Origin of the sequence: Cognaticolwellia beringensis, assembly GCF_002076895.1 — a bacterium.
In the GTDB taxonomy this organism is placed as follows: Bacteria; Pseudomonadota; Gammaproteobacteria; order Enterobacterales; family Alteromonadaceae; genus Cognaticolwellia; species Cognaticolwellia beringensis.
On record NZ_CP020465.1, the window covers coordinates 3,546,552 to 3,569,090 of the forward strand.

A 22,539-nucleotide genomic window follows, 5' to 3' on the forward strand; every position below is an offset into this window, starting at 1 on the left:
AAATTCATTAGAGTTCTAACTATTATCCGCCTTTGGCAGTATGATAACAAAATATACGATTTTTTTCAAAAAACATAAAAAATCATACTTTATGGTAAAATCTTGCTAGAAGGGCGATTGTTTACATATGTGACTATTTACACCTTGATTAACAATATATAATATCAATACAAATTAAATTAAGGGGCAGGCTTTGTCATTATCCGCCGAGAGTCATTTAAATAAGAAAGTATTCGTTAGCGCATCCGCTATTATTATTGCGCTTTTACTTTATACCGCAGCATTACCTAAGCAGGCTCAAAGCTTGTTTACTCTTATTCAGTCAAGCATTATCGATAATGGCAGTTGGTTTTATGTGCTCACCGTTGCCTTTATATTCTTTTTTGTTATTTTTTTAGGATTCTCTCGTTACGGGGATATTCGTTTAGGGCCTGACCATGCGACCCCCGATTATTCTATGCTGACTTGGCTTTCTATGTTGTTTGCAGCAGGAATGGGCATAGGGTTAATGTTTTTTGGTGTCGCAGAGCCTCTGATGCACTATTTGTCGCCACCCACTGCAGACGTTGGAACGGTTGCTGCAGTTCAAGAAGCGATGAAAATGACATTTTTTCACTGGGGACTGCACGCTTGGGCTATCTATGCCATTGTTGCCTTAGTGCTAGCCTATTTCAGTTATCGCCATAATCTACCTTTAACCTTGCGCTCTGCATTATACCCACTGATTGGCGAAAGAATTTATAAATGGCCTGGACATTTAGTTGATGTTTTTGCTGTAGTGAGTACCGTTTTTGGTGTGGCTACCTCATTAGGGTTAGGCGCGTCACAGGTTAATGCAGGTTTCGGTTATTTGTTTGGTATTGATGTTTCCACGACTAACCAAATTATTATCATGACCGGCATAATAGGCCTAGCAATAATATCTGTTGCCACGGGTTTGGATAAAGGCATTAAAATATTATCTGAAACCAACATGATGCTAGCTGTAATCTTATTAGTGTTGGTTTTTGTCCTAGGTCCAACGGTATTTTTATTACAAGCATACTTACAAAATATTGGCGATTATTTAGCTGATATAGTACACAACACCTTTAATTTATTTGCCTATAAGAAGACCGGCTGGATAGGTGGTTGGACAATATTTTATTGGGGCTGGTGGCTTGCTTGGGCACCTTTTGTTGGTTTGTTCATTGCTAGAATCTCTCGTGGCAGAACCATTAGAGAGTTCATTGTTGGTGTTATGCTAATACCGACCGTATTTACTTTATTTTGGATGACTATTTTTGGTAATAGTGCCATTGATTTAGTGCATAACCAAGGCATTGTAGAATTAGGTGAAATGGTCAGTAAAGACTCGTCAGTGGCATTGTTTGTTTTTCTAGAAAACTTCCCACTATCGACATTACTTTCCTTTTTTAGTGTACTAATGATTGTGATATTTTTTGTCACATCTTGTGATTCTGGCGCGATGGTCGTTGATATGCTCTGTTCGCATGGTAGTAATAACACCCCGTTATGGCAGCGTGTTTATTGGGCTGTAGGTATAGGCTTGGTTGCTGCAATATTATTATTAGCGGGCGGACTTAATGCCTTGCAAACTATGACGATTGCCAGTGCACTGCCTTTTTCTATTGTGCTTTTACTTGCCATTGTGGGCTTGATTAAAGCGCTGAGGATTGAAGCTTTTAAACAGGAAAGTCAGCTAATATCAGCAGTGCCTTATGCTAGTAATACAAATAATACGAGTAACGACAGTTGGCAGTCACGACTACAAAATATTGTTGATTATCCCAATAAAACTAATGTTAATAAATTTATCAGCCTCACTGTTGTACCTGCGTTTGAATCTGTGGCTGAAGAATTACAGAAAAACCAAATCAATGTGGTTGTTTCGTATGACAATGATTTGAGTTTAGTTGTTGACCATGGTGAAGAACAAGAATTTGTTTATCGGGTGCTAGCACGAAAGCATTCACAACCAGATTTTGTCGTGGAAATAGATGAGGATGAAGATGAACAAAGTTACTATCGAGCAGAAGTTCATTTAGGTGAAGGTGGGCAAGATTATGACATTATGGGCTGGTCAAAAACGGCAGTGATCAATAATATTATTGATCAATACCATAAGCATTTACATTTTTTGCATTTGCTACGTTAACCTTTAGTAGCGTCAGTTTTATTTATACTACTGGCGCTCATTGCATGTAATTCTAATAAAGGTGCGGCATCTATTTCATCCGCATCCATCATTTCTGATAATCGCTCCATTGAAGAGAGTAATTGAGATTGCTCCCAAGTCGCAAGGTTAGAAAATTTCTCAATGAAATGTTCTTGCAATGCTTGCGGAGCTTTCGCTAAAATTGCCTTTCCGTCATCGGTTAAATATAAACCTACTTTACGTTTGTCTTGCGTATACCGTACTCTTGAAATAAGACCTTTATTTTCTAACCGATCAATAATATTAGTTACTGTCGCAGGGCTTAAATTAACTTTTTTCGCGACTTGACTAGAATTTATCCCAAACTCTTTATCAATTTCTAACATTATTAATAATTGTGGGCTGGTTAAACCAGAGGTCTTACTTAAGTGTTTTGAATGTAAATCAATTGCGCGGATAACCTTTCTTAAGGCAATTAATAATTCCTGATGTTTTTCCATAACAGTAGACTTTTAACGTTGAATTGCCGTAGTTTAATCAAAATTAGAAGTAGCGACTAGAGGAATTATTAAAATAAGCGTGATTAAGCTAATTCATTTAATATTACATCAGCTAGTTAACTAACCTTAGTGTCTTTCGAATAATGGATAGCTCAGGTGAGAGTAGAGTGATTACCTAAATTACAATAATAAAACCAAGGTATTTAAATATGAAATTTCCAAAAATAGGACCGGCCTTTCTTGTTACAGCAGCATTTATAGGTCCAGGGACAATAATTACAGCTTCAATGGCAGGGGCAAATTATGGCTTAGCGCTGGTATGGGCTTTAATGTTTGCAATGTTTGCCACGTTAATTTTACAAGAAATGGCAGCAAGGCTTGGTATCATTAGTCAACAAGGTTTAGGGGAAAATATACGGCAGGCAATAAAACAACCGGTTATTAAAGCGTGTGTTGTTGTGCTCGTTGTCAGTGCTATTGTTATAGGTAATGGTGCCTACCAAAGTGGTAACATTTCAGGCGCTAGTTTAGGTTTAGTTAGTGTGGCAGAGCAGCTTGGTTGGACAGTTACTTTTGCTGAAACTTTATTTCCGATGCTTATTGGAATTTGTGCTTTTGTTTTACTTATTACCGGAAGTTATAAGATAATTGAACGAGCTTTAGTTGTATTAGTGGGCTTGATGAGCGTTGCATTTATTGTGACATTTTTTTTAAGCCAACCTCAATGGCACGAATTGATCTCCAGTTTTGTTGCATTTAAATTACCTACAGGCGCAACATTGACGGTTATTGCACTCATTGGCACTACAGTAGTACCTTATAATTTATTTTTACATGCCTCTACCGCTAGTACAAAGTGGCAGTCAGTTAAAGACATACCGACTGCAAGAAAGGACCTATTTGTATCTATTCCGCTCGGCGCTTTGATCTCAGTCGCTATACTTTCTACTGCTGCTTCTGCATTTTTTGGCAAGCAAATAAGCTTACAAAGTGCTGCCGATATTGCACCTGCGCTACAGCCGCTATTTGGTGAGTCAGCTAGCATATTTCTTGGCATTGGACTCTTTGCAGCGGGAATTTCATCTTCAATAACAGCACCTTTAGCTGCTGCTTTTGCGCTAAGTGGTATTTTAAATTTAGACAAAAACCTTAATGCACTCGGTTTTCGATTAACCTGGATGGTAATTTTAATTATTGGTGTTGTCGTTAGTAGCGTTGGTTTTAAACCAGTCGCTGTTATTTGGTTTGCTCAAGTAGCCAACGGGATCCTTTTACCATTGGTCAGTATTTTTTTATTATGGATTATGAATACAAAGGTTCTAGGTGAGCACCGTAATAATTTATGGCAGAACATTGCAGGTGCTGGGGTTATTTTAATCACGTTGTTATTAGGTGCGCGTAGTTTAATGTCAGCGTTTGGTTTGTTGTAGTTATTCATCACAAACTACTCCAAACGATGAAAGCTAAATATTCAGTTGGGCTTTCATCGTTTGGAAGGAAAATAACCGCTTCTTAACGTATTTTTCTTGCTAAATTTCTTATATTTAATTGGCTAAGATAACGGTAATTTTATCATCACATATTATTTTTCGACGTCAAAAGCGCCTTTTAAATTATTAGCAAAGGCGATAAATTTCTCTTTAATGGTTCTTTTAATTTCAACATTTAATGACCCTAATACCACTCTACCTTCGATGGTAATAATAGGGGCTTGCTTTGTTGCCATGGAAGGGGCTTTATTTTCTATACTGCTAATAATGCCATAAGACTTACAAACCACATTAACATTATCAGGCACATAAATTTTATTACTGCCTAAAATACAATTTAATTTAATCGTCACGTGTTGATGCTGAAAAATAGCGTCGGTAAAGTCGAGTACTGCTTCGCCTAAAATACTATTTATCGTGATGGTTTTCGGTACATTCCATTGGCCGCTGCGCTCTATATTGCCTAAAATGCTTTTTAAGCTTAAATTTTCATCAATGTCTGCGTTACTGTAACTTGGGGTAAACTGATGGGCTTTATTAGCATTATATTTAGTGTCTGCTTTTAAGGTTAAATCAGCAACGAGATCGATAATTTCTTGGTGAGTGTGACTACTCATCGCTTGATCAAGCCGGCGCTCGAAAGCTTCTGCAGAAATAACGCCGTGACTATAGTTAAATATTAACTGATCTATCGTTTCTTCTCGTACTTGTTCAATGGGTCGATCTTCAAGAATTACTGACATGTGACACTCCGTTGCTGGTATTTTTGTTTTGTAATAATGTCTATGTAGTCATTATAAGCAAAGATAAAGCCAAACTTTTAAATCATTAAAATACAATCAGTTAAGATATTTGATTGTTTAAGCTGGTGTGAAAACTGCCATTATTTGGTAAGGATGGTTGATTATTGGCCAACCTTAGGCCATTTTAACACCAAGTTAATTATGTCGTTGCTCTGTTTTTATATTTACTTAGCGTGCTAACTAATGTTAAAGTTGTGTATATTAGTTAGCATGCTAAGTAGTTTGAGGTAGTAATGACCACACAAGTTCCGTTTTATGAATCCCTTGATTTAACACTTTGCGGCAATATGGGACGTGTACATCGTTTATGTCGAGATGTAGTGACAATTGCTGTTGAACCCCTTGGTTTAACGCAATCGCGTTGGACCGCTTTAATACATATAAATATGCATAAAGAAGGCGTTACACAGTTTGAATTGGCACAAAGTTTAGGTATACAAATGCCTTCACTCACACGCACAATAAAGCAATTAGAAGCGCAGTTGCTCATTACTCGGTGTGTAGATGAGCATGATAAACGTAGTAAAAATATTTACTTTACCGAGCAAGGTCGTAAAACTTTGCATATATTGAACAAGAAAATTACCGATATTAAAAATCAACTCTATAGTGGTTTCACCGGTGAGCAATTGGACATGATGGCCCATGGCTTAATTAAAATGGAAAAAAATGCCCAAAATTGTATTGAAGATCACATTAAGAATAAGGCAAGTTAATGACACCAGATGAAAAATTTTCGCGCTATGTAAGAGTTTCCCTTGTCGGGTTTGTTTTCGTATTCATTTACTATTTAATAGCTGATATTTATTTACCCGTAACGCCACAAGCTCGCGTTTATCATCCTGTAGTACAAATATCACCACAAATTAATGGTCGAGTAACTAAAGTGTTAGTTAGCAATAACCAACAAGTAAAAGCTGGCGATGTATTATTTAACATAGACCAAGGCCCATATAACTTAGCATTTGAGCAAGCGCAGCTATTGCTTGATGATGCCACGCTGCAAAATAAACGTCTCGATACTAATGTTAAAGTGATTGAGGCGAACATAAGCGCCGCAAAAGCTAAGCAGCATGAACAAAAACTGTTAAAAAATAGAGGTGAAAAACTCTATGAAAATAACTCAATATCGGAGCAAGCGCTTGAAAGTATTCGAGCTAATTTCGAGGCAAGTAAAGCAAATGAAGCTGCATTAACGGCGCAATTAGCTGAAGCTGTTTTAGCACGTGGTGAATCAGGTGAACAAAACCTAGCGGTTCGACATGCAGCTAATAAACTCGCCCAAGCTGAGCTTAATTTATCTTACACGCACGTTCGCTCACTGAGTGATGGTGTTGTGACTAATTTACAACTACTCGAGGGTGAATATGCTTTAGCAGGTAAACCTTTACTAGCCATTGTGGCAAAAAAAGCTGATTTAGTGGCTGACTTTAGAGAAAAGTCATTACTTAATATGAAGCTTGGCAGCTTAGCCAGAGTAGTTTTTGACAGTCGTCCAGGTGAAGTGTACAACGCAAAAATTGTAACTTTTGAAGCAGGGGTCAGCAATGGGCAATTAAGCGCCAACGGCATGTTAAGTACAACTGAAACTAGTAATCGTTGGGTACGTGATGCACAGCGCCAACGTATTCACTTGAAACTAATAGACGATGAAGAAATGATCACCAAGATGCCAAGTGGCGCGCGTGCAACGGTGCAGTTATTACCTGAGTCAAGTATTGGTCAGTGGTTTGGTGCGGCACAAATTAGGTTTATTAGTTGGTTACATTACATTTATTAATGAGGTAATTATGAGTAAAACTATCAGCTCCTCGCCACAAATAGATGCTAATGGCCTACGCCAAGCACTGCGGATTGCGGGTGGTTGCACTATTGGTTTTACGTTAAGTAAGCTGATGAATTGGCCAAATGGTATATTTTTTACTATTTATCCTATGCTGTTGTTAGGGATGGTACCGACGTTAAACCGAAGCGTTATAAGACAGTTTTTTGCTTCTGCAGGGTTTAGTGCGTTTATGGTGCTGATAATACAGGGTTTATTTTCCCACTTACCCGTAGTAATGACTTTATGTGCCTTTAGTGCTTTTTGCTTTTTATTCCATAAAATGAGTGATGGCAGTGCATTTTTATTTGGTGCGCTAGGCGTTGTTAGCTTATCTATACAGTTGCATTTTTCCAGCTACGTTGATCAAAGTAGTAGTATTTATCCTATTATTTTAAGTAATGGTTTAGCTATTTTTATGACCGTGGTTATTGCTGCGGTCATGCATGGCGTATTTCCTGATGTAGCGACGAGAACTGTGCGCACCATGCCTACTAAAGGCAAAGAAAGTATTCGTCATGAAGTATTACTCTGTTCGACTGTTGCTACGCTTTCGTTTGTTGTTTTTCAGCTCCTCGATTTAAAGGACTCTATTTCAGCGCAAGCCGCATCGGTATTAATTTTATTTTCACTTTGCTGGAAAGCGGCTGGAGTGGCTGGTTGGCAACGTGCAATTGGGACATTAATTGGTTGTAATGCCGCGCTTTTATCGCAATTGTTTTTATACAATCACAGCGACTTTTTATTATTTCCAGTTTGTATTTTATGGATTTTATCCTTTATTTTTTCTCGCTTTCATATTTTGGGAGGCGGTGCACCTGGTATTGGTTTTGGGGTGTTAACTACATTTGGCATTTTGTTTGGGCAATCTTTAGGGCCAGGACAAGACTTAATTTACAGCGCGTTATACCGTTTTACATCGGTCTCTGTGGCAATTGTTTTGAGCTTGTGTGCGGTGTATATAATGCATCATTTGCTTAATCATTTTAGCGTTACTCGCCATCACACATATAATTAAACTCGTTCTCAGTTGCTGAAATTTTAAAGGCCAATAGTTGCCAATTTTTACTTAAAGTAGGAGTAACAGTCTCACTTATCGAGGGCGATATACATCAATCATTTATAGAATATAAGAAAGCATTGATATAGGGTTGGTTGTCATTGGAGCATTTGGACACTCAAAGCTAAGACAATTTTCCGCTGGAAGTAATACGATGAAAATGCTGGATAATATTACAATAACACTGATGGTTTACGTTAGTTAATCTGTATGAAATATTTTTAATGCATAATGTTTAGTTTGAAAAAATCATTACTTGTAAAACTGTAAAACTGTAAAACTGTAAAACTGTAAAACTGTAAAACTAAATTTACATACTTTATCTTTTATTTTTTATTTTGTAAATTACATTAAATATAAAAAATCATCTAGTTGTGTCAGCTTTTTTTACACTTTAATTTAGTTATTTGCTTATATTTCACAATTATCCTATTTAACCTCCACCTAAAAAGAAGAATGATCCACTATTGTTTAAAGTCTGTACTTATTGGGCTGTGTTAAAATGAATGATAAATAAGCAAATATGATTTTATAGTTACTAGCAAGGTTGAGTTTATATAGCTTTAGTCACTAAGTGATTATAAAAATTAATATTGCAAGTGATTTGATAAATATTTTTGATTGCCATGAAGGATTAGAATAAAAAAAAGCATCAGCCTAATAGGTCGATGCTTTTGTATTTAAACAACAATGTAATTACAAATGACCACGTCAAAGTGGAATTGACTATTCAGTCGCCTTTCATAATGATGACTTTAGCTGTTTAAAACAGTTTCTTAAATCGACGTGATGCTAAACCCATAATACCCAGGGCAAATATAGCAAGTGTAGATGGTTCTGGAACAGTTATTCCTGGGTTTAGGATAGAGCCTCCGCTTGTACCAATAATCACCGCAACGCCTGAATTATCAGTAGCAAAAACAGATAACCCTCCTACATTAGCAAAGCGATTATGACGTGGTCCACCGGTTAAATCGGCGTTAGACAGTCCTGGAAAAGCTGCTGTGCCTGCTGCTGTTAAATTTGCTCCATTTCCGCCTCCACTAACGATAGACAAAGTAGGCAATAATGTGTTTACCCAAGCATAACCATTAGCTTGACTAAACAGTCCGCCGCCGAGGCCAAGGAAGTTGTCAATTATTGTCGCATTCGTGCTAAATAGAGCTCTTTCGCTTGCTGATGAGCCGCCGGAAACATGTTGGCCAGAGTCCATCATCATAATACCGGTATTGTTTATATTAACGGCACCGTTACCAGCAAAGTAGTCTGCTATTGCAGCGTCGGTATCAATATTAGTAAAGGACCAACCGTTACCCACTAATGAAGATAAGTTAAATGCTGAGGTAGCGGCATTTAAAGCTGAACTAGAGCTACCTAAATTAACAACATTTAAGTGTCCATTGGTAAGTGAAGCAGCAGTGCTTAGGTTTTCCAGCACACGTTGCATAAATAACCACCCAGATAGATTCGCGCCACCACTTGCAGACCCATGATCATCAGCATCTGTACCTGATAATATAATGGGACCTGCTGTTGCTGTAAAATTTATGCTAAGTAGCAAAACTGATAACAATGATATATTTTTAAGTTTCATATGCTTATTCCTTTATAGTTAATTTTAAAAAAGGGAGGAATACTACATACCAGTTATTACAACGTACAAATATTAAGAATAAGGTAAATTTAAAAAATTCTATATTCAGTACTAAACACAGTATTAAAAATTAAATAATCATTCCATTGAATCCTTTTCATATTAACATTAAGCATTAATTAGGCCTAAATTGAAAACGTATTATTAATTAAGGTGTTATGATATGACAAGGAGTGGTCGATCTTATATCTGTAAAAAAAACGGACACTTTTAATGCAGTTTTAGGTGGAATAAACAACATGAAAAGATTTGCTTATTTTAATTTAAAATTTTGTATTTTGAACTGTACCAAGCCGTATATGATAAAAGAGAATAAAGCTTGATAACACTGAAATAAAATAACTACTTTGAGCTTTAACTTAAATGGAGGTATGACATTAATGAAAATTATTATATTGATTTTAATATGCTGTGAATATCATTTTTTATTCTAATACCAACTTCACTAACGAGATGTTCGACTTAATATGAAGCGCAAATGGCCAAATATAAGGTATTTTTTAATAACTAATTGTTATGGAAAATTTTCTACTACCTTCCATGAAGCGATAATGATTAAATATATAATACAGTAGTAGGATGTTTTAAGCAGTAGAAATGATCCTATAGTTAGTGATGTTGGTCTAACAAAGCGTGCCATAAAAAAACTGCAATAAGCAATGCCTATTTTACCAGGATTTCAGCTAAACTTATTTTAAATCAACATTATAATAAAGCCGCTAAATCATAAGATTTAACGGCTTTAATTGTTAGCTAAGCGTTAAAAACCACATTGTTTCCCTTGGTTCTTATCTTTCAGCCAGGTGTGTAATGGGGCGAAATAATCAACAATGGCGGTTGCATCCATTTGCTCGTTACCCGTTAACACTTTGTAAGCTTGTTGCCATGGTTGGCTTGAGCCCATTTCGAGTACTTTATTCAATGCGGTTCCAGCATCTTTATTGTTATAAATTGAACAACGATGAATAGGATCGGTGTTACCTGAAATTTCACATAAAGCACGATGAAATTCAAATTGCTGTATATGTGCTAAGAAGTAGCGTGAATAAGGTACGCCTCCGGGAACGTGATATTTCGCACCGGGGTCAAAAGCATTTATATCACGTTCGATAGGGGCGCTTACGCCTTGGTATTTTTCACGTAATTCCCACCAAGCCGTATTATAGTTTTCTGGCGTAACTTCACCGGAATATACCTTCCAACGCCATTGATCAACCATTAAGCCAAACGGCATAAAAGCAACTTTATCCAATGCCATTTTCATTAGTAAACCAATGTCTTTCGACTCATCAGGAATGGTGTCAATTAAGCCAATTTCTTTTAAGTATTTTGGTGTAACTGAAAGGGCTATAGTATCACCAATGGCCTCGTGGAAGCCGTCGTTAGCACTGTTTTGGTAATATACCGGCTGGTTTTGGTACGCACGTTGATAAAAGTTATGACCTAGTTCGTGATGTATAACCGAGAAATCTTCACCAGTTTTTTGGATACACATTTTAATACGAATATCATCTTTAGCATCAAGGTCCCAGGCTGAAGCATGACACACGACATCTCGGTCGGCGGGCTTAGTAAATAACGAGCGCTGCCAAAATGTTTCTGGTAATGCTTCAAAGCCAAGTGAGGTAAAAAAGCTTTCAGCGCCTTTGACCATTTTAATTTCATCGTAATTATTAGCGGCAAGTTGTTTCGTTACGTCATAGCCAGGATCGGCATTCTCTGGTGCGACTAAGTCATAAATATTACCCCACGATTGTGCCCACATATTACCGAGTAAATGAGCGGGTATTGGTTGGTTTTGTGGTACGTTATCTTCGCCGTATTTTTTGCCTAATTCAGTACGTACATAACAATGTAAATCATCGTATAAAGGTTTAACTTGTCCCCATAAACGGTCAAGTTCTTTTGCAAACTCATCTGCGGACATATCGTAATTGGAGCGCCACATTGCGCCTAAATCTGCATAGCCTAAACCTTGTGCACCTTCATTACCCAGTTCTACTTGGCGCATATATAATGGTTTCATCTCAGGGCTGATAGTTCGCCAACCTTGCCACATTTCTAATAACTCATCGTAATCACGTGAGGTGGCCATTGTCGCGGTCATTTGCCCTAAACTTAAAGTTTCGCCTGACTTAGCTGTGTAATTTCCTTTGCCATACATACTATTTAATTCAGCACCAATTTTAGCTAATTCTGCAGATTTAGCAGAATCTTGTGGTGCGGGCATCACTAAACTTTGTTTTAAAATATTGAGTTTGCGACGTTGATCTGTATTCACATCAACAGAATCAAACTTAGCGGCTTGCATGGCAAATCTTACACCCGCTTCAGTTGACTTTTGATCGGCCGCTGCGGCAAGTGCAGAGGTGTCTTCAGTAATAAAGTTTGAATTTATCCACGCCGCACGGCTGCCTTCAGTGTTAAGTTGCACTAGCTCTTTTTCGGTAGCGGCTAAAAATTTTTCTGCATCTTGTACCGTTAATACTTTGCTGGCCGGGCTTGCTGCTTTAGTATCATTAATGTTTGTGTTGTCACCATTACAAGCACTTAAGCTTGCTGCTACTAGGATAGCTGCCGTGGTTAATTTAAATGTTGGTTTCATAAGTATCCGTTTTTTTGTTATTAGTGCTTATTTTACGCCTTAGTCACTTATACAATTTTAAGTAATCAACTTGGTATAATATAAGGTTTTGGCTAGTGTAGATTGAGAAGAGTATATTGGCAATAGTATTACTATGTAGGCTTTGTTACTGTGGTAATAAATGGCAGCGACGTTGAATTTTTGACAAAAAAAAGCTCAGCGAAAGGGATGCTGAGCCATTATATAAAATATACTAGGGAAAGTATGAAATTTGCGTTTCACAAAGCTCTTCATGCAACGCCAGAATATAATAGCTATACTTGGTGTTTTTAACTGTACTTTTTCTGTAATAGTTTGTAATCGGAGGAGGCTTGGAAATATTAAAGCCCTAAGTCGAGTGCTAATAGATTAGGCTTAGAAGCTAAAGATATCTATCTAGCTATAGTTAGTCATCATATTGTTGCTTGGTTTACTGATTTTAACCAGTAACAGAATGTAATATAGTCTGTCTAACGGGTACTTTTATCGTATTTATTTTCCTTTTATATCTCGATGTTTTTAATCCGAGTTGCGTTATTTAAAACGCTTGTTTAAACTGCCTGTATTAATTTCTTTAATAAACTAGATTTATGGCGCTATTTACTTATGAGTACTAAGAATAAAATATTAGATGCAGCAGAGAGCTTGTTTGCAGATAAAGGTTTTAATGGCACCTCTCTACGTGAAATAACGAGTCAGGCAGAAGTTAACTTAGCCGCGGTTAATTATCACTTTGGTTCGAAAAAAGAATTAATTAAAGCCGTTATGTCGCGTTATATGAATGAGTTATCACCGCGTTTAGAACTGGCCTTAACTCAAGTTTGTGAGCAAGATTCACCGAGCTTAATTGAGGTGTTCTCTGCTTTCATTGACCCGCTGTTATCCTTAAACGAAATTAAAAATAATGGTACGAGTAACTTTTTACAGCTTTTAGGGAGAGGCTATACCGATAGCCAAGGCTTTTTACGTTGGTTTTTAACCACCCAATATCCAGGTGTTATTGATAACTTTGTGATAGCGGTACAAAAAGCCTATCCAGAGCTAAGTGCAGAAGAAATGTTTTGGCGTTTGCATTTTACTATGGGCACCGTCGTGTTCACTATGTCATCAAGCGACGCATTAATCGATATTGCGAAAAGTGATTTCGACCGTGAATTACAAATTTCAGATGTTATCCGTAATGTTATTCCTTATGTTGCTGCCGGCGTTGGTGCTCCTATGCCTGCGAACACTAGAAGTTAAATCGTTATAGGCTAAAACCTATGATCAATGGTACGCGATGCGCTAAGGGTGTTTCTATATTATTTAATTATGCCTAAAGATATTCCAATACTTAGGCTTATATCTCAGATAATGAGTTAAGCATCTTTGTTTATCGATGTTATTTAGGTAGAGTAGCAACATCTTAAACTTTTAAAGTGTTGTTATGGGTCCTGTTATGCTTGATGTGCACGGCACATCATTGTCTCAAGAAGATAAAGAAATTCTTCAACATCCTCTGGTCGGTGGATTAATCTTTTTTACTCGCAATTATCAATCACCAGAACAAATTGCCGATTTAAGTCAGCAAATTCGAATCGCGGCCAAGAAACCTATTTTAATCGCGGTTGATCATGAAGGCGGTCGAGTACAACGCTTTCGAGATGGCTTTTCGTTGCTCCCTGCGATGGGGAAATTATGGAAAATGTCAGAACAAAATCTTACATTAGCTAAAGAACTAGCCAAACAAAGTGCGATATTAATGGCATTAGAAGTGCAAGCGGTCGGCATTGATATTAGTTTTGCGCCAGTACTTGATATTAATAACATAAGCGATGTTATTGGTGATCGAGGCTTTCATCAACAGCCTGATCATGTCACAGAATTAGCTGAAGCTTTTATTGATGGTTTGCATCAAGTTGGTATGAAAGCAACCGGAAAACATTTTCCGGGTCATGGCAGTGTTAAAGCTGACTCTCATATTGATTTACCGATAGATACCCGCTCAAAAGCCGATATTTTTCAACAAGATTTAGTGCCATTTCAGCAACTTATTTCCAGAGGGAAAGTTGATGCGTTGATGCCTGCACATGTTATATTTCCTGATGTTGACAGCCAAGCAGTTGGTTTCTCTCACTATTGGTTGCAAAATATTTTACGTGACCAACTAGGGTTCAATGGCGTAATTTTTAGTGATGATTTATCGATGCAAGGCGCAGCAAGTGTTGGTGGTTATATTGAACGTGCTGAAGCTGCGCAAGCCGCAGGTTGCGATATGTTATTGTTATGTAATAACCGAGATGGTTGTGTAGATGTGCTCGATAATGCCAATATTTCAATTTCGTCAGTTGGCGCACAGCGGCTTAACATGTTATTAACAAAAGCAGATAGTAAGTGGTCATCATTGAAAAATAATTCAACATGGCAACACGCTAGCCAGTCTTTGAATAAGTACCGATAGTTTTTAATGGCTAGCGTAATTTTCACAGATTAAAAAGCGAAAATTCAATAATAAAAAGTTAATATCGAGCAATACCACTTAGATTCAAATAATAATAAAAATATTGGATAAATTATGAAATTAACTCGACAGTCATTTATTCCATTAGCACCTGTAATCGCCATATGCTTTTACTTTATCTTACAAGCCCTTGGCCTGGAGAGTAAAGCGTCTATTGCAGCTGCTATTACGCTATTAACCGTAATTTGGTGGGTTACTGAAGCTCTGCCTATTCCTGCTACATCATTAGTTCCTTTTGCCTTATTGCCACTTTTTGGTGTTGTTGATCATAAAACGGTCGCATCCTCCTTAGGTAGCCACGTAATATTATTGTTAATGGGAGCATTTATGCTGTCAAAAGCCATAGAAAAAAGTGGTGCGCACGAGCGTTTAGCTGTTTATATGGTGAGAATGGTTGGCGTAGATAGTGGCAGGCGCATGGTGCTAGGTTTTATGATAGCAAGTGCATTTTTAAGTATGTGGATCTCTAACACCGCAACAACCCTAATTATGCTCCCTATAGCGTTAGCTATTCTTAAACATATTGACAATCAGAAGCTTAAAGTAGCTTTAATTCTAGGTATTGCTTATGCCGCCAATGTAGGCGGCGTAGGTACGCCGATTGGGACTCCGCCGAATGTGATTTTTATGGGTATTTATGAAGAACAAACTGGCATTGAATATGGCTTTTTAGAATGGATGAAAATTGGTGTACCTATTGTCGTTCTCGCTGTGCCAATTATGGCCTTTTGGCTAACCAGAAACGTTAAGCTTGAACAAGATATACATTTACCCGTTTTAGGGCCGTGGCGTGCGGAAGAGACTCGAACATTATGGGTGTTTGGTTTAACTGCGCTCGCATGGATAACACGTTCAGAACCCTTTGGTGGTTGGAGCGGAGTTTTCGGTGTTGAAATAGCCGGCGATAGCACCATCGCATTACTTGCGGTTGTGCTGATGTTCATAGTACCCAACGGTAAAGGCTCTCGACTTCTGGATTGGGACAGCGCTAAAACTATTCCATGGGGCATGTTATTGTTATTTGCTGGTGGTATCGCATTAGCTAAAGGTTTTGTAGCCTCAGGATTAAGTGATTTATTGGGGCAATGGCTTGCAACATTTGCAAATTTACCTGCAATTATCATGATTTTGACTATTTGTTTAGTGGTTACTTACTTAACCGAAATAACCAGTAACACCGCTACGGCGACTTTGTTAATGCCTATTTTAGCTGCTGCGGCTATTGCCTCAGGATATGATCCTAAAGTATTAATGGTGCCTGCGGCAATATGTGCGAGTTGTGCCTTTATGCTACCCGTAGCAACTGCACCAAATGCTATAGCGTACGGAACCGGTGAAATCGAAATTCAGGATATGGTCAGAGAAGGGGCTGTACTTAGCTTTATTATTGCGTGTTTAGTGGGTATTACTTGTTATCTGCTATTGCTATAATCGTAACTTGAAAAAAGCCATACCACTAACATATCGCTATACTGCTTCTCCTTTGTAGTTGCAGGTTAAGTCGACGCAGAGCCCTATTAGGTTAAGCGGAAGTTTGGTAACGAGTAAGTAAGGTTTAAATTTACAATATAAAAGTGGAGAGATAACTAATACCATGAAGTATTAGTTATCTCTCAGTTATCTCTCAGTTATCTCTTAGTAATCACTCAGTAATCTTTCAGTTAGCATCAGATTAAACCATTTTTTCTTTGAGCAAACGCGCCAATAAAACGATAGCGAACACAGCGCTATAGACACCAAATATAACCAACATTACTTGTGGCATACTAAAACCAAGAAATTGCCACATAATATCTCCACAATCACCAGTGGCTTCAAATAAGGCGGGTAACCATTGATGTAAAGGTGCCCAAGTGGGGAAATTTGGCTCAAATTCACAACTAAATAAAAACGACAGGGTTGTAGATTGCATATCAACATGTTCTAAAGCAATGATAAAGCCCCATATAGCGCCTGTGGCCCATAAAGCGAAAGCGACAATACGCATCACTACGTTTTGGCATCCAAAGGCTCCAATAACACCGGCTAGAAAAATCCCCCATACTGCTGTGCGTTGATAAATACACATAATGCAGGGCTCAAGCCCCATAAAATATTGAAAGTACAATGCGATTAATTCAAAACATAGGGCACTAACAGCGAGCAGTTGCCACGCTCGTTGATTTAAAGATAATTGACTTAAACAGTTCACGAAATATTACCTACGACAGGGTTGTTGTTAATCCGAATGGGATGATTTTTACGAGTTTACGCATGCTAACAATAATCAAAAAGCGCCACAAGGGCGCTTTTGTTAGATTTTATATCAGCTTATAGCTTGAGCAAATGGCTAGTGTCCACCAGGCGCTTTAGTTGCTGCATTAGCATCATGGTGCTGTATCAAGTCTATCTCATAAAAATATTCAGTGTATTTACTTAATTGCCCAGTTGATATAGCGAGTAAACCGACAATAGTTAATACGATTGTATACGGGAAAGCCATGATAACCATGCGACCATAAGACAAACGAATTAACGGTGCTAATGCTGACGTTAATAAGAACAAGAACGCAGCTTGACCATTGGGGGTTGCCACACTTGGTAAGTTAGTACCTGTGTTAATTGCAACGGCTAATAAGTCAAATTGGTCTCGGGTAATTTGCCCAGCAGATAACGCTTTGGTAATTTCTGTAATATAAACTGTACCAACGAAAACGTTATCGCTAACCATAGATAATAAGCCGTTTGCTAGGTAGAACATAACGAGCTGCATATTACCTTCAAACGTTAACACCCAAGTAATAACGGGTGTAAATAAGCCTTGGTCTACAATCACGGCTACAACAGCGAAAAATACAGCTAATAAAGCGGTGAAAGGCAACGCTTCTTCAAAGGCATGGCCAATTTGATGCTCTTCAGTTACACCGGTAAAAGCAGTTGCTAGAATAATAACGGATAAACCAATAATACCGACCGGCGCTAAATGCAATGCCAGACCAACAATTAACCAAACGGCTATAGCACCTTGGATAACAAGCTTGGCATTATCAAGTTTATTGCGTTTTTCACTTTCGGCAATATCATATTCATTTAAAACTTTATAAACATTTTCTGGAAGCGCGACACCATAGCCAAACCATTTCACTTTTTCTAATAGGAAACACGTAAACAAACCAGCAAAAAATACGGGAATAGTGACAGGTGACATACGAATAGCGAACTCTAGAAACTCCCAACCGGCTTGTTGACCAATAACTAAGTTTTGAGGTTCACCAACGATAGTACATACACCACCTAACGCCGTACCAACACCAGCATGCATCATTAAATTACGTAAGTAGCCACGAAACTGTTCTAAGTCTGCACGTGAATATTCAGCTAATTCGTTGTCACTGGTGTGGTCGTGCTCAATCAGTACATCTTTGCCTGAAGCAACTTTGTGGTAAACAGAGTAAAAACCAATAGCAACACTGATGATAACTGCGATTACTGTTAAGGCATCTAAAAAGGCAGATAAGAATGCACCAGAGAAACAGAATAGTAGCGAAACCATGACCTTGGAACGTACTTTAGTGACTATTTTAGTAAACAAAAACAGTAATAAGCTCTTCATAAAGTAAATGCCGGCCACCATGAAGATTAATAATAAAATCACTTCAAAGTTTAAAATCATTTCATGCATTACTTGCCCAGGGCTAGTCATTCCTATGGCAACAGCCTCAATAGCCAATAAGCCACCCGGTTGTAACGGATAACACTTTAGCGCCATGGCTAAAGTAAATATAAATTCAATAACCAATGCCCAACCTGCGATATAGGGATCTACAACGAAAAATAATACGGGGTTGATTATTAAAAATGTAATTATTGCGAGTTTGTACCATTCTGGCGAATTGCCTAGAAAGTTTTTATAAAACGCATTCATGAATGATTGCTGCATATTGAACCTTTTGAAAAATTAAGATCTTGAGTTAGAGTGATTTTACTGTTTTTTATAATTATTTTTTATAAATTTAATACGCTTAAGAGTTTAAGCGTAAATGTAACTATTGTAAATAAGTCACCGTAAGCTGTTTTTAGTATAGTTTACCTAAGAAATTAAATGTAATTAGTTATTATAAATCAATGGCATAAAAAACACTAAGTAATCGGATATAACAAGATTTATTACTTTTTAGCCACTTTAAGTGTAGATAAAGCTTAGTTTATTTAAATGTAGTCGATTATTTACCATTCTACTTCTAACTAGCTACACTTAATTTGTGCAATTAATTATTTCGAACTTTGGAAAAATAATAACAGTTTTATTCATTATTTGGTCTATTTTTATACAGGAAATACGGTCAAATAAAAGTAATTTATTTAACCACTTTTTGTTCAGGACAATAATAAATCAGGAAATTAGTGATAGGATAATTGGAGCGAAAGGGGGGATTGATAGTATTGTTTATAAATCATTTAAATTTATCCATATTGTTTTATTGGCACTTACGTTTTATTGGCACTTACGTTTTATTGGCACTTACGTTTTAGAGCGACCTCATTAATTATTTGATCTACTTCAGTGCAGTAATTGGCTTTTTTAGGTAGGAGTAATAATCAGAGAGTCAGTGAGGTTGATATTACTAGTGGCATTGGCTTACTTGCATGCGACGGCTAAATTATGGGTAAGCTTCAAGTACCTGCCGTTTGGCCCAAATACACAGGTTTAAACTATAATTTACTTACTTTAATTTTATTGTAGTTGGTGTATTGTAGATATAATCGCAGCAATTGTTGAATTAAAGGGAGATATTCAAATGCTAACAAACAATTTAACGGCTTTTTATGACGTTATGTTTGGCGATGTTAATTCTGAAGCGCCAATGCATAAGCTTGAAATTAATACATTACAAAAAGTAAAAGTAATATTAAATAACCCCACAATGCTCGGTCAGCAAATTCCAGCACTCCCTGCTATGTTAGTACGTTTACTAAATATAATTCAAGATCCTGATTCAGACGTATCGAGTTTTGTTGAAATTATAAAACAAGACCCATCCTTCGCAATGGAAGTGTTAAAAAAAGCGAATTCTGCAACTTATCATCGAGGAGATAAAGAAATACTGTCGCTGAGTCGAGCTGTTTCGTTTATAGGTTTAGCAGGCCTTTTACGAATTGCTACTACGCTTTTAATGGCGAGAGTTATTCCTTGCAAACCCATTTATTACAAAATGTTTGGTAAACAAATTTGGCTTCACTCTGTGCAGTGCGCAACACTCTGCGAATTATTAGCTGATAATAATGATGAAAATGGTTTTGACGGTTATTTCTTAGGTCTGATTCATGATTTAGGAAAAATCATCATATTTGATTGCCTTTCTAATGCTTTAGCTGAAGAATTAACCAGCTTACCAGGGACAAAAGTATTTAAAGAGTTGATGACTGAAATGTCTGTCGATATCAGTTATTTAATCGCTGTAGAGTGGAACCTACCGAATGTTTATTCTGAAGGTTTACGGCAACAAAAAACTGCTAACCGTTCAGCTTTAGCTGAGTTGCTATATAAAGCAGATAAATTAAGTGAAGTATATTTGCTGATGACAAAGGGGATTATTTCTGAAGAAGAGTGTGAAAATATTCTAACTACGTATTCCGTTGATAAAGACCTTTGGCATGAATTTACTGATATAGCGGTTAAAATTGAAGAGAATATGTCTTGAGCTAAGCAAAGTTAACTTTATTTAATACTAGCTTTGGTAGAGTAAAACCCAAGTAAATACCTTACTTTATTACTCAAATTTCATGTGAAAAGTTATAAATTACTTTTAAATTTTTGTTTAGTAAACTTAAAGTAAAGTAACTAAAGTTTATTATTAAACACATGAAATTTACTTTCACTGCTCGCTGCTGAAAATACAAAATATTAATTGATGTACTGAGGCTCTTAAGTACTATATCTTAAGCGAATTAGTATTTTATGATTGATAATAACGTATGACCCTAAGAACAAATTTCAGACATTTTCTCGATGAAGAAGGTAAGGTTCTTGCGCTTACTGAACAAGCCAAAATAGTTTTCAAATTTTTATCTAAGATTGTGTTATCAGTTTCTGAAAATATTGAACACCCCCTCATTCAACTTGATGTAAAATGCAACACTCGAGCAACGGCACTGACTTGTGAAGGAAGCATTGAAGCAACTTGCAGTGCATTTGATACCATTGACTGGCATTGCGATTCCTGTGAAGCATCGGGCACAATCTCAAATTGGTATGGCAGCCAATGGGATAGGCAAGCGCGAATACTTCACTAGTTTAAATCATACATACTAAACACTTGTATGTAGCAACGCTTAAATGGCCAGTATATTTAGCTTTTGGGTGTCTTTTTACTCTGTGACGATAATAGCTCTCTTTAAGCAAGCAAAACCTTGAACAAAAGCGAGTTCAACACTTTATTATTTTTACAAACAGATATACCTAAATTAGAGAAGTCGGTAGACTTACCGCTATTTTATCGCTGTGGAACTTATTTTTATGCCCATCCTTATTGGCGTCACATTAATGTGGGCGTTTTCTTTTAGTTTGATCGGTGTTTATCTTGCTGGACAAGTTGACGCTTGGTTTTCAGTATTAATGCGAGTGGCCCTTGCAACGGTAATTTTTTTGCCGTTTTTAAAACTTCGTCAAATTGAAGCGAAAGTTGCCTTACAATTAATGGTATGTGGGGCTTTTCAGCTTGGCATTATGTATGGTTTTTACTATCAATCTTTTTTATACCTTTCGGTGCCTGAAGTTTTACTGTTTACCGTCATGACCCCTATTTACATTACATTGCTAAATGACTTACTTGAACGTCGACTTAATATTGGCTTTATTATTAGCTCGTTATTGGCCGTCATTGGTGCTGTTACCATTCGCTATCAAGGTATAGATGAAGGGTTTTTAAAGGGATTTTTGATTGTACAAGGGGCGAATTTATGCTTTGCGGCAGGGCAGGTAGTTTACAAACGCACCATGGCAAAAGAGCGTACAGACTTACCACAACGGACAGTATTTGGTTGGTTTTTTATTGGTGCCTTGGCTGTTGTTATTCCATGCTATCTTATGCTTGGTAATCCAGAAAAACTGCCAACAACACCTCTTCAGTGGTCTATTTTGACTTATTTAGGCATTGTCGCTTCTGGCCTTGGTTACTTTGCCTGGAACAAGGGTGCAACACAGGTAAGCGTTGGCACTCTGGCTGTTGCCAATAACTTGCTAATCCCCGCAGGTATTGTGGTAAATGTTGTGTTTTGGAACCGCGATGCTGATATTTTTCGCCTTGCACTAGGTGGTGGAATAATCTTGCTAGCGCTTGTGGTGAACGATAAATTTACTCAAAAAATCCAACAAACTAAAATAGCTTAACTCTGACTATTTAGTCATCAAGCTCTTTTAACAAATTTTGCCGTAACCATCATTTCACCGACTCCGTCTACTTTACAGTCGAGTTGGTGATCTTTACCTTCCACTATTCGCTTAATAATAGCTTTAGTCCCGACTTTAATGACCTGAGAACTAGCTTTAATTTTAAGGTCTTTAATCATGGTGATTTTATCTCCTTCATTTAGCTGCGTTCCGTTTGAGTCTTTTACTGTAAATAAGGCCGCTTCGTCGAAAGTTTCTGACGGATTCCATTCATATGCGCACTCTGGGCAAATCAGCAGGCTTTGATCTTGATAAATAAATTCAGAATTACATTTAGGGCATGGCGGCAGCGACATGAGTTTCTACTTTATTAATTTTAATTGCATCATATTGTAAAGGCTGCACTTTACATTATCGAGATAATTAATATTAAAAATACCGACATATTTGCTAAACCCCATCAGATAAAAATGACAGATGAGACATTTACACTTATCTTTCGAAATTATTAATACCTACTCTCGCCAAATTCAAGAGAATCAGCAGGAGTTATTTCTAGT

General features: G+C 37.2%; 18 protein-coding genes. 11 read left to right on the forward strand and 7 right to left on the reverse strand.

Translation table 11 applies throughout. From position 1 onward, the window contains the following. Positions 1-193: 193 nt before the first annotated feature. Positions 194-2,158 carry a BCCT family transporter gene (locus B5D82_RS14905; RefSeq protein ID WP_081152619.1) on the forward strand — a complete coding sequence of 655 codons (1,965 nt, stop codon included), beginning with the start codon at positions 194-196 and terminating at the stop codon, positions 2,156-2,158. Here the strand turns inward: B5D82_RS14905 and B5D82_RS14910 are convergent. After that, a complete protein-coding gene (locus B5D82_RS14910) occupies positions 2,155-2,658 on the reverse strand; it encodes a MarR family winged helix-turn-helix transcriptional regulator (protein WP_081152621.1) in 504 nt (167 codons plus the stop codon). The two genes, B5D82_RS14905 and B5D82_RS14910, sit on opposite strands and share 4 nt — an antisense overlap. A gap of 209 nt (positions 2,659-2,867) precedes the next feature. On the opposite strand from B5D82_RS14910, the gene B5D82_RS14915 reads away from it, so the two are divergent. Then, positions 2,868-4,088 (forward strand): Nramp family divalent metal transporter, encoded by a 1,221-nt coding sequence (locus B5D82_RS14915; RefSeq protein WP_081152623.1) that lies wholly within the window; start codon positions 2,868-2,870, stop codon positions 4,086-4,088. A gap of 152 nt (positions 4,089-4,240) precedes the next feature. Here the strand turns inward: B5D82_RS14915 and B5D82_RS14920 are convergent, their stop codons facing one another. Beyond that, positions 4,241-4,891 carry a DUF1707 SHOCT-like domain-containing protein gene (locus tag B5D82_RS14920; protein ID WP_081152625.1) on the reverse strand — a complete coding sequence of 217 codons (651 nt, stop codon included), beginning with the start codon at positions 4,889-4,891 and terminating at the stop codon, positions 4,241-4,243. A gap of 293 nt (positions 4,892-5,184) precedes the next feature. On the opposite strand from B5D82_RS14920, the gene B5D82_RS14925 reads away from it, so the two are divergent. The 3 genes from B5D82_RS14925 to B5D82_RS14935 are packed head-to-tail and all read left to right on the forward strand — an operon-like array spanning position 5,185 to position 7,791. After that, positions 5,185-5,667 carry a MarR family winged helix-turn-helix transcriptional regulator gene (locus B5D82_RS14925; RefSeq protein WP_081152627.1) on the forward strand — a complete coding sequence of 161 codons (483 nt, stop codon included), beginning with the start codon at positions 5,185-5,187 and terminating at the stop codon, positions 5,665-5,667. Next, on the forward strand, positions 5,667-6,731 hold the full coding sequence (locus tag B5D82_RS14930; RefSeq protein WP_081152629.1) for an HlyD family secretion protein: 1,065 nt from the start codon (positions 5,667-5,669) through the stop codon (positions 6,729-6,731). Before B5D82_RS14925 ends, B5D82_RS14930 begins: the two co-directional genes overlap by 1 nt. 10 nt (positions 6,732-6,741) lie before the next feature. Continuing rightward, complete coding sequence (locus tag B5D82_RS14935; RefSeq protein ID WP_081152631.1) at positions 6,742-7,791, forward strand: DUF2955 domain-containing protein; 1,050 nt, start codon at positions 6,742-6,744, stop codon at positions 7,789-7,791. Positions 7,792-8,596: 805 nt separating this feature from the next. Here the strand turns inward: B5D82_RS14935 and B5D82_RS20175 are convergent. Next, positions 8,597-9,427, reverse strand: coding sequence for a PEP-CTERM sorting domain-containing protein (locus B5D82_RS20175; RefSeq protein WP_081152632.1), 831 nt, complete (start codon positions 9,425-9,427; stop codon positions 8,597-8,599). A gap of 820 nt (positions 9,428-10,247) precedes the next feature. Continuing rightward, the gene (locus B5D82_RS14945; protein WP_081152634.1) at positions 10,248-12,092 is read right to left on the reverse strand and encodes a M2 family metallopeptidase; all 1,845 of its coding nucleotides are present in this window, start codon (positions 12,090-12,092) and stop codon (positions 10,248-10,250) included. A 624-nt stretch (positions 12,093-12,716) separates the two neighbouring features. Here B5D82_RS14945 and psrA point away from each other — a divergent pair. From psrA to B5D82_RS14960, 3 genes are all read left to right on the forward strand, one after another. After that, entirely contained in the window at positions 12,717-13,352 is a 636-nt protein-coding gene (gene psrA / locus B5D82_RS14950) for a TetR family transcriptional repressor PsrA (RefSeq protein ID WP_081152636.1), read from the forward strand. Between the two features lie 184 nt (positions 13,353-13,536). Further along, a complete protein-coding gene (gene nagZ, locus B5D82_RS14955; RefSeq protein WP_081152637.1) occupies positions 13,537-14,550 on the forward strand; it encodes a beta-N-acetylhexosaminidase in 1,014 nt (337 codons plus the stop codon). 114 nt (positions 14,551-14,664) lie between these two features. Further along, positions 14,665-16,041 (forward strand): SLC13 family permease, encoded by a 1,377-nt coding sequence (locus B5D82_RS14960; protein ID WP_081152639.1) that lies wholly within the window; start codon positions 14,665-14,667, stop codon positions 16,039-16,041. A gap of 241 nt (positions 16,042-16,282) precedes the next feature. Here the strand turns inward: B5D82_RS14960 and dsbB are convergent, their stop codons facing one another. Both dsbB and nhaB read right to left on the reverse strand, forming a co-directional pair. Further along, positions 16,283-16,801, reverse strand: a complete 519-nt coding sequence (gene dsbB / locus B5D82_RS14965) for a disulfide bond formation protein DsbB (RefSeq protein WP_081152641.1) — start codon at positions 16,799-16,801, stop codon at positions 16,283-16,285. Between the two features lie 138 nt (positions 16,802-16,939). Further along, on the reverse strand, positions 16,940-18,529 hold the full coding sequence (nhaB, locus tag B5D82_RS14970) for a sodium/proton antiporter NhaB (RefSeq protein WP_081152643.1): 1,590 nt from the start codon (positions 18,527-18,529) through the stop codon (positions 16,940-16,942). Positions 18,530-19,388: 859 nt separating this feature from the next. On the opposite strand from nhaB, the gene B5D82_RS14975 reads away from it, so the two are divergent. From B5D82_RS14975 to B5D82_RS14985, 3 genes are all read left to right on the forward strand, one after another. Further along, positions 19,389-20,291, forward strand: a complete 903-nt coding sequence (locus B5D82_RS14975) for an HDOD domain-containing protein (protein WP_081152644.1) — start codon at positions 19,389-19,391, stop codon at positions 20,289-20,291. 274 nt (positions 20,292-20,565) lie between these two features. Beyond that, the gene (locus B5D82_RS14980; protein WP_081152646.1) at positions 20,566-20,883 is read left to right on the forward strand and encodes a hypothetical protein; all 318 of its coding nucleotides are present in this window, start codon (positions 20,566-20,568) and stop codon (positions 20,881-20,883) included. 223 nt (positions 20,884-21,106) lie between these two features. After that, positions 21,107-21,979, forward strand: a complete 873-nt coding sequence (locus tag B5D82_RS14985) for a carboxylate/amino acid/amine transporter (RefSeq protein ID WP_081152648.1) — start codon at positions 21,107-21,109, stop codon at positions 21,977-21,979. A 17-nt stretch (positions 21,980-21,996) separates the two neighbouring features. On the opposite strand, the gene B5D82_RS14990 is transcribed toward B5D82_RS14985, so the two are convergent. After that, a complete protein-coding gene (locus B5D82_RS14990; RefSeq protein ID WP_081152650.1) occupies positions 21,997-22,335 on the reverse strand; it encodes a zinc ribbon domain-containing protein YjdM in 339 nt (112 codons plus the stop codon). Positions 22,336-22,539: the final 204 nt, after the last annotated feature.

Excerpts from the sequence above, each read along its gene's own strand:
- B5D82_RS14990 (WP_081152650.1), bottom strand. The coding sequence starts at position 22,335 with ATGTCGCTGCCGCCATGCCCTAAATGTAATTCTGAATTTATTTATCAA.
- B5D82_RS14920 (WP_081152625.1), bottom strand. The coding sequence starts at position 4,891 with ATGTCAGTAATTCTTGAAGATCGACCCATTGAACAAGTACGAGAAGAA.
- psrA (WP_081152636.1), top strand. The coding sequence starts at position 12,717 with ATGAGTACTAAGAATAAAATATTAGATGCAGCAGAGAGCTTGTTTGCA.
- B5D82_RS14930 (WP_081152629.1), top strand. The coding sequence starts at position 5,667 with ATGACACCAGATGAAAAATTTTCGCGCTATGTAAGAGTTTCCCTTGTC.
- B5D82_RS14925 (WP_081152627.1), top strand. The coding sequence starts at position 5,185 with ATGACCACACAAGTTCCGTTTTATGAATCCCTTGATTTAACACTTTGC.
- B5D82_RS14975 (WP_081152644.1), top strand. The coding sequence starts at position 19,389 with ATGCTAACAAACAATTTAACGGCTTTTTATGACGTTATGTTTGGCGAT.
- B5D82_RS14910 (WP_081152621.1), bottom strand. The coding sequence starts at position 2,658 with ATGGAAAAACATCAGGAATTATTAATTGCCTTAAGAAAGGTTATCCGC.
- B5D82_RS14985 (WP_081152648.1), top strand. The coding sequence starts at position 21,107 with ATGCCCATCCTTATTGGCGTCACATTAATGTGGGCGTTTTCTTTTAGT.
- B5D82_RS14935 (WP_081152631.1), top strand. The coding sequence starts at position 6,742 with ATGAGTAAAACTATCAGCTCCTCGCCACAAATAGATGCTAATGGCCTA.
- B5D82_RS14915 (WP_081152623.1), top strand. The coding sequence starts at position 2,868 with ATGAAATTTCCAAAAATAGGACCGGCCTTTCTTGTTACAGCAGCATTT.
- B5D82_RS14980 (WP_081152646.1), top strand. The coding sequence starts at position 20,566 with ATGACCCTAAGAACAAATTTCAGACATTTTCTCGATGAAGAAGGTAAG.
- nhaB (WP_081152643.1), bottom strand. The coding sequence starts at position 18,529 with ATGCAGCAATCATTCATGAATGCGTTTTATAAAAACTTTCTAGGCAAT.
- B5D82_RS20175 (WP_081152632.1), bottom strand. The coding sequence starts at position 9,427 with ATGAAACTTAAAAATATATCATTGTTATCAGTTTTGCTACTTAGCATA.
- nagZ (WP_081152637.1), top strand. The coding sequence starts at position 13,537 with ATGGGTCCTGTTATGCTTGATGTGCACGGCACATCATTGTCTCAAGAA.
- B5D82_RS14945 (WP_081152634.1), bottom strand. The coding sequence starts at position 12,092 with ATGAAACCAACATTTAAATTAACCACGGCAGCTATCCTAGTAGCAGCA.
- B5D82_RS14960 (WP_081152639.1), top strand. The coding sequence starts at position 14,665 with ATGAAATTAACTCGACAGTCATTTATTCCATTAGCACCTGTAATCGCC.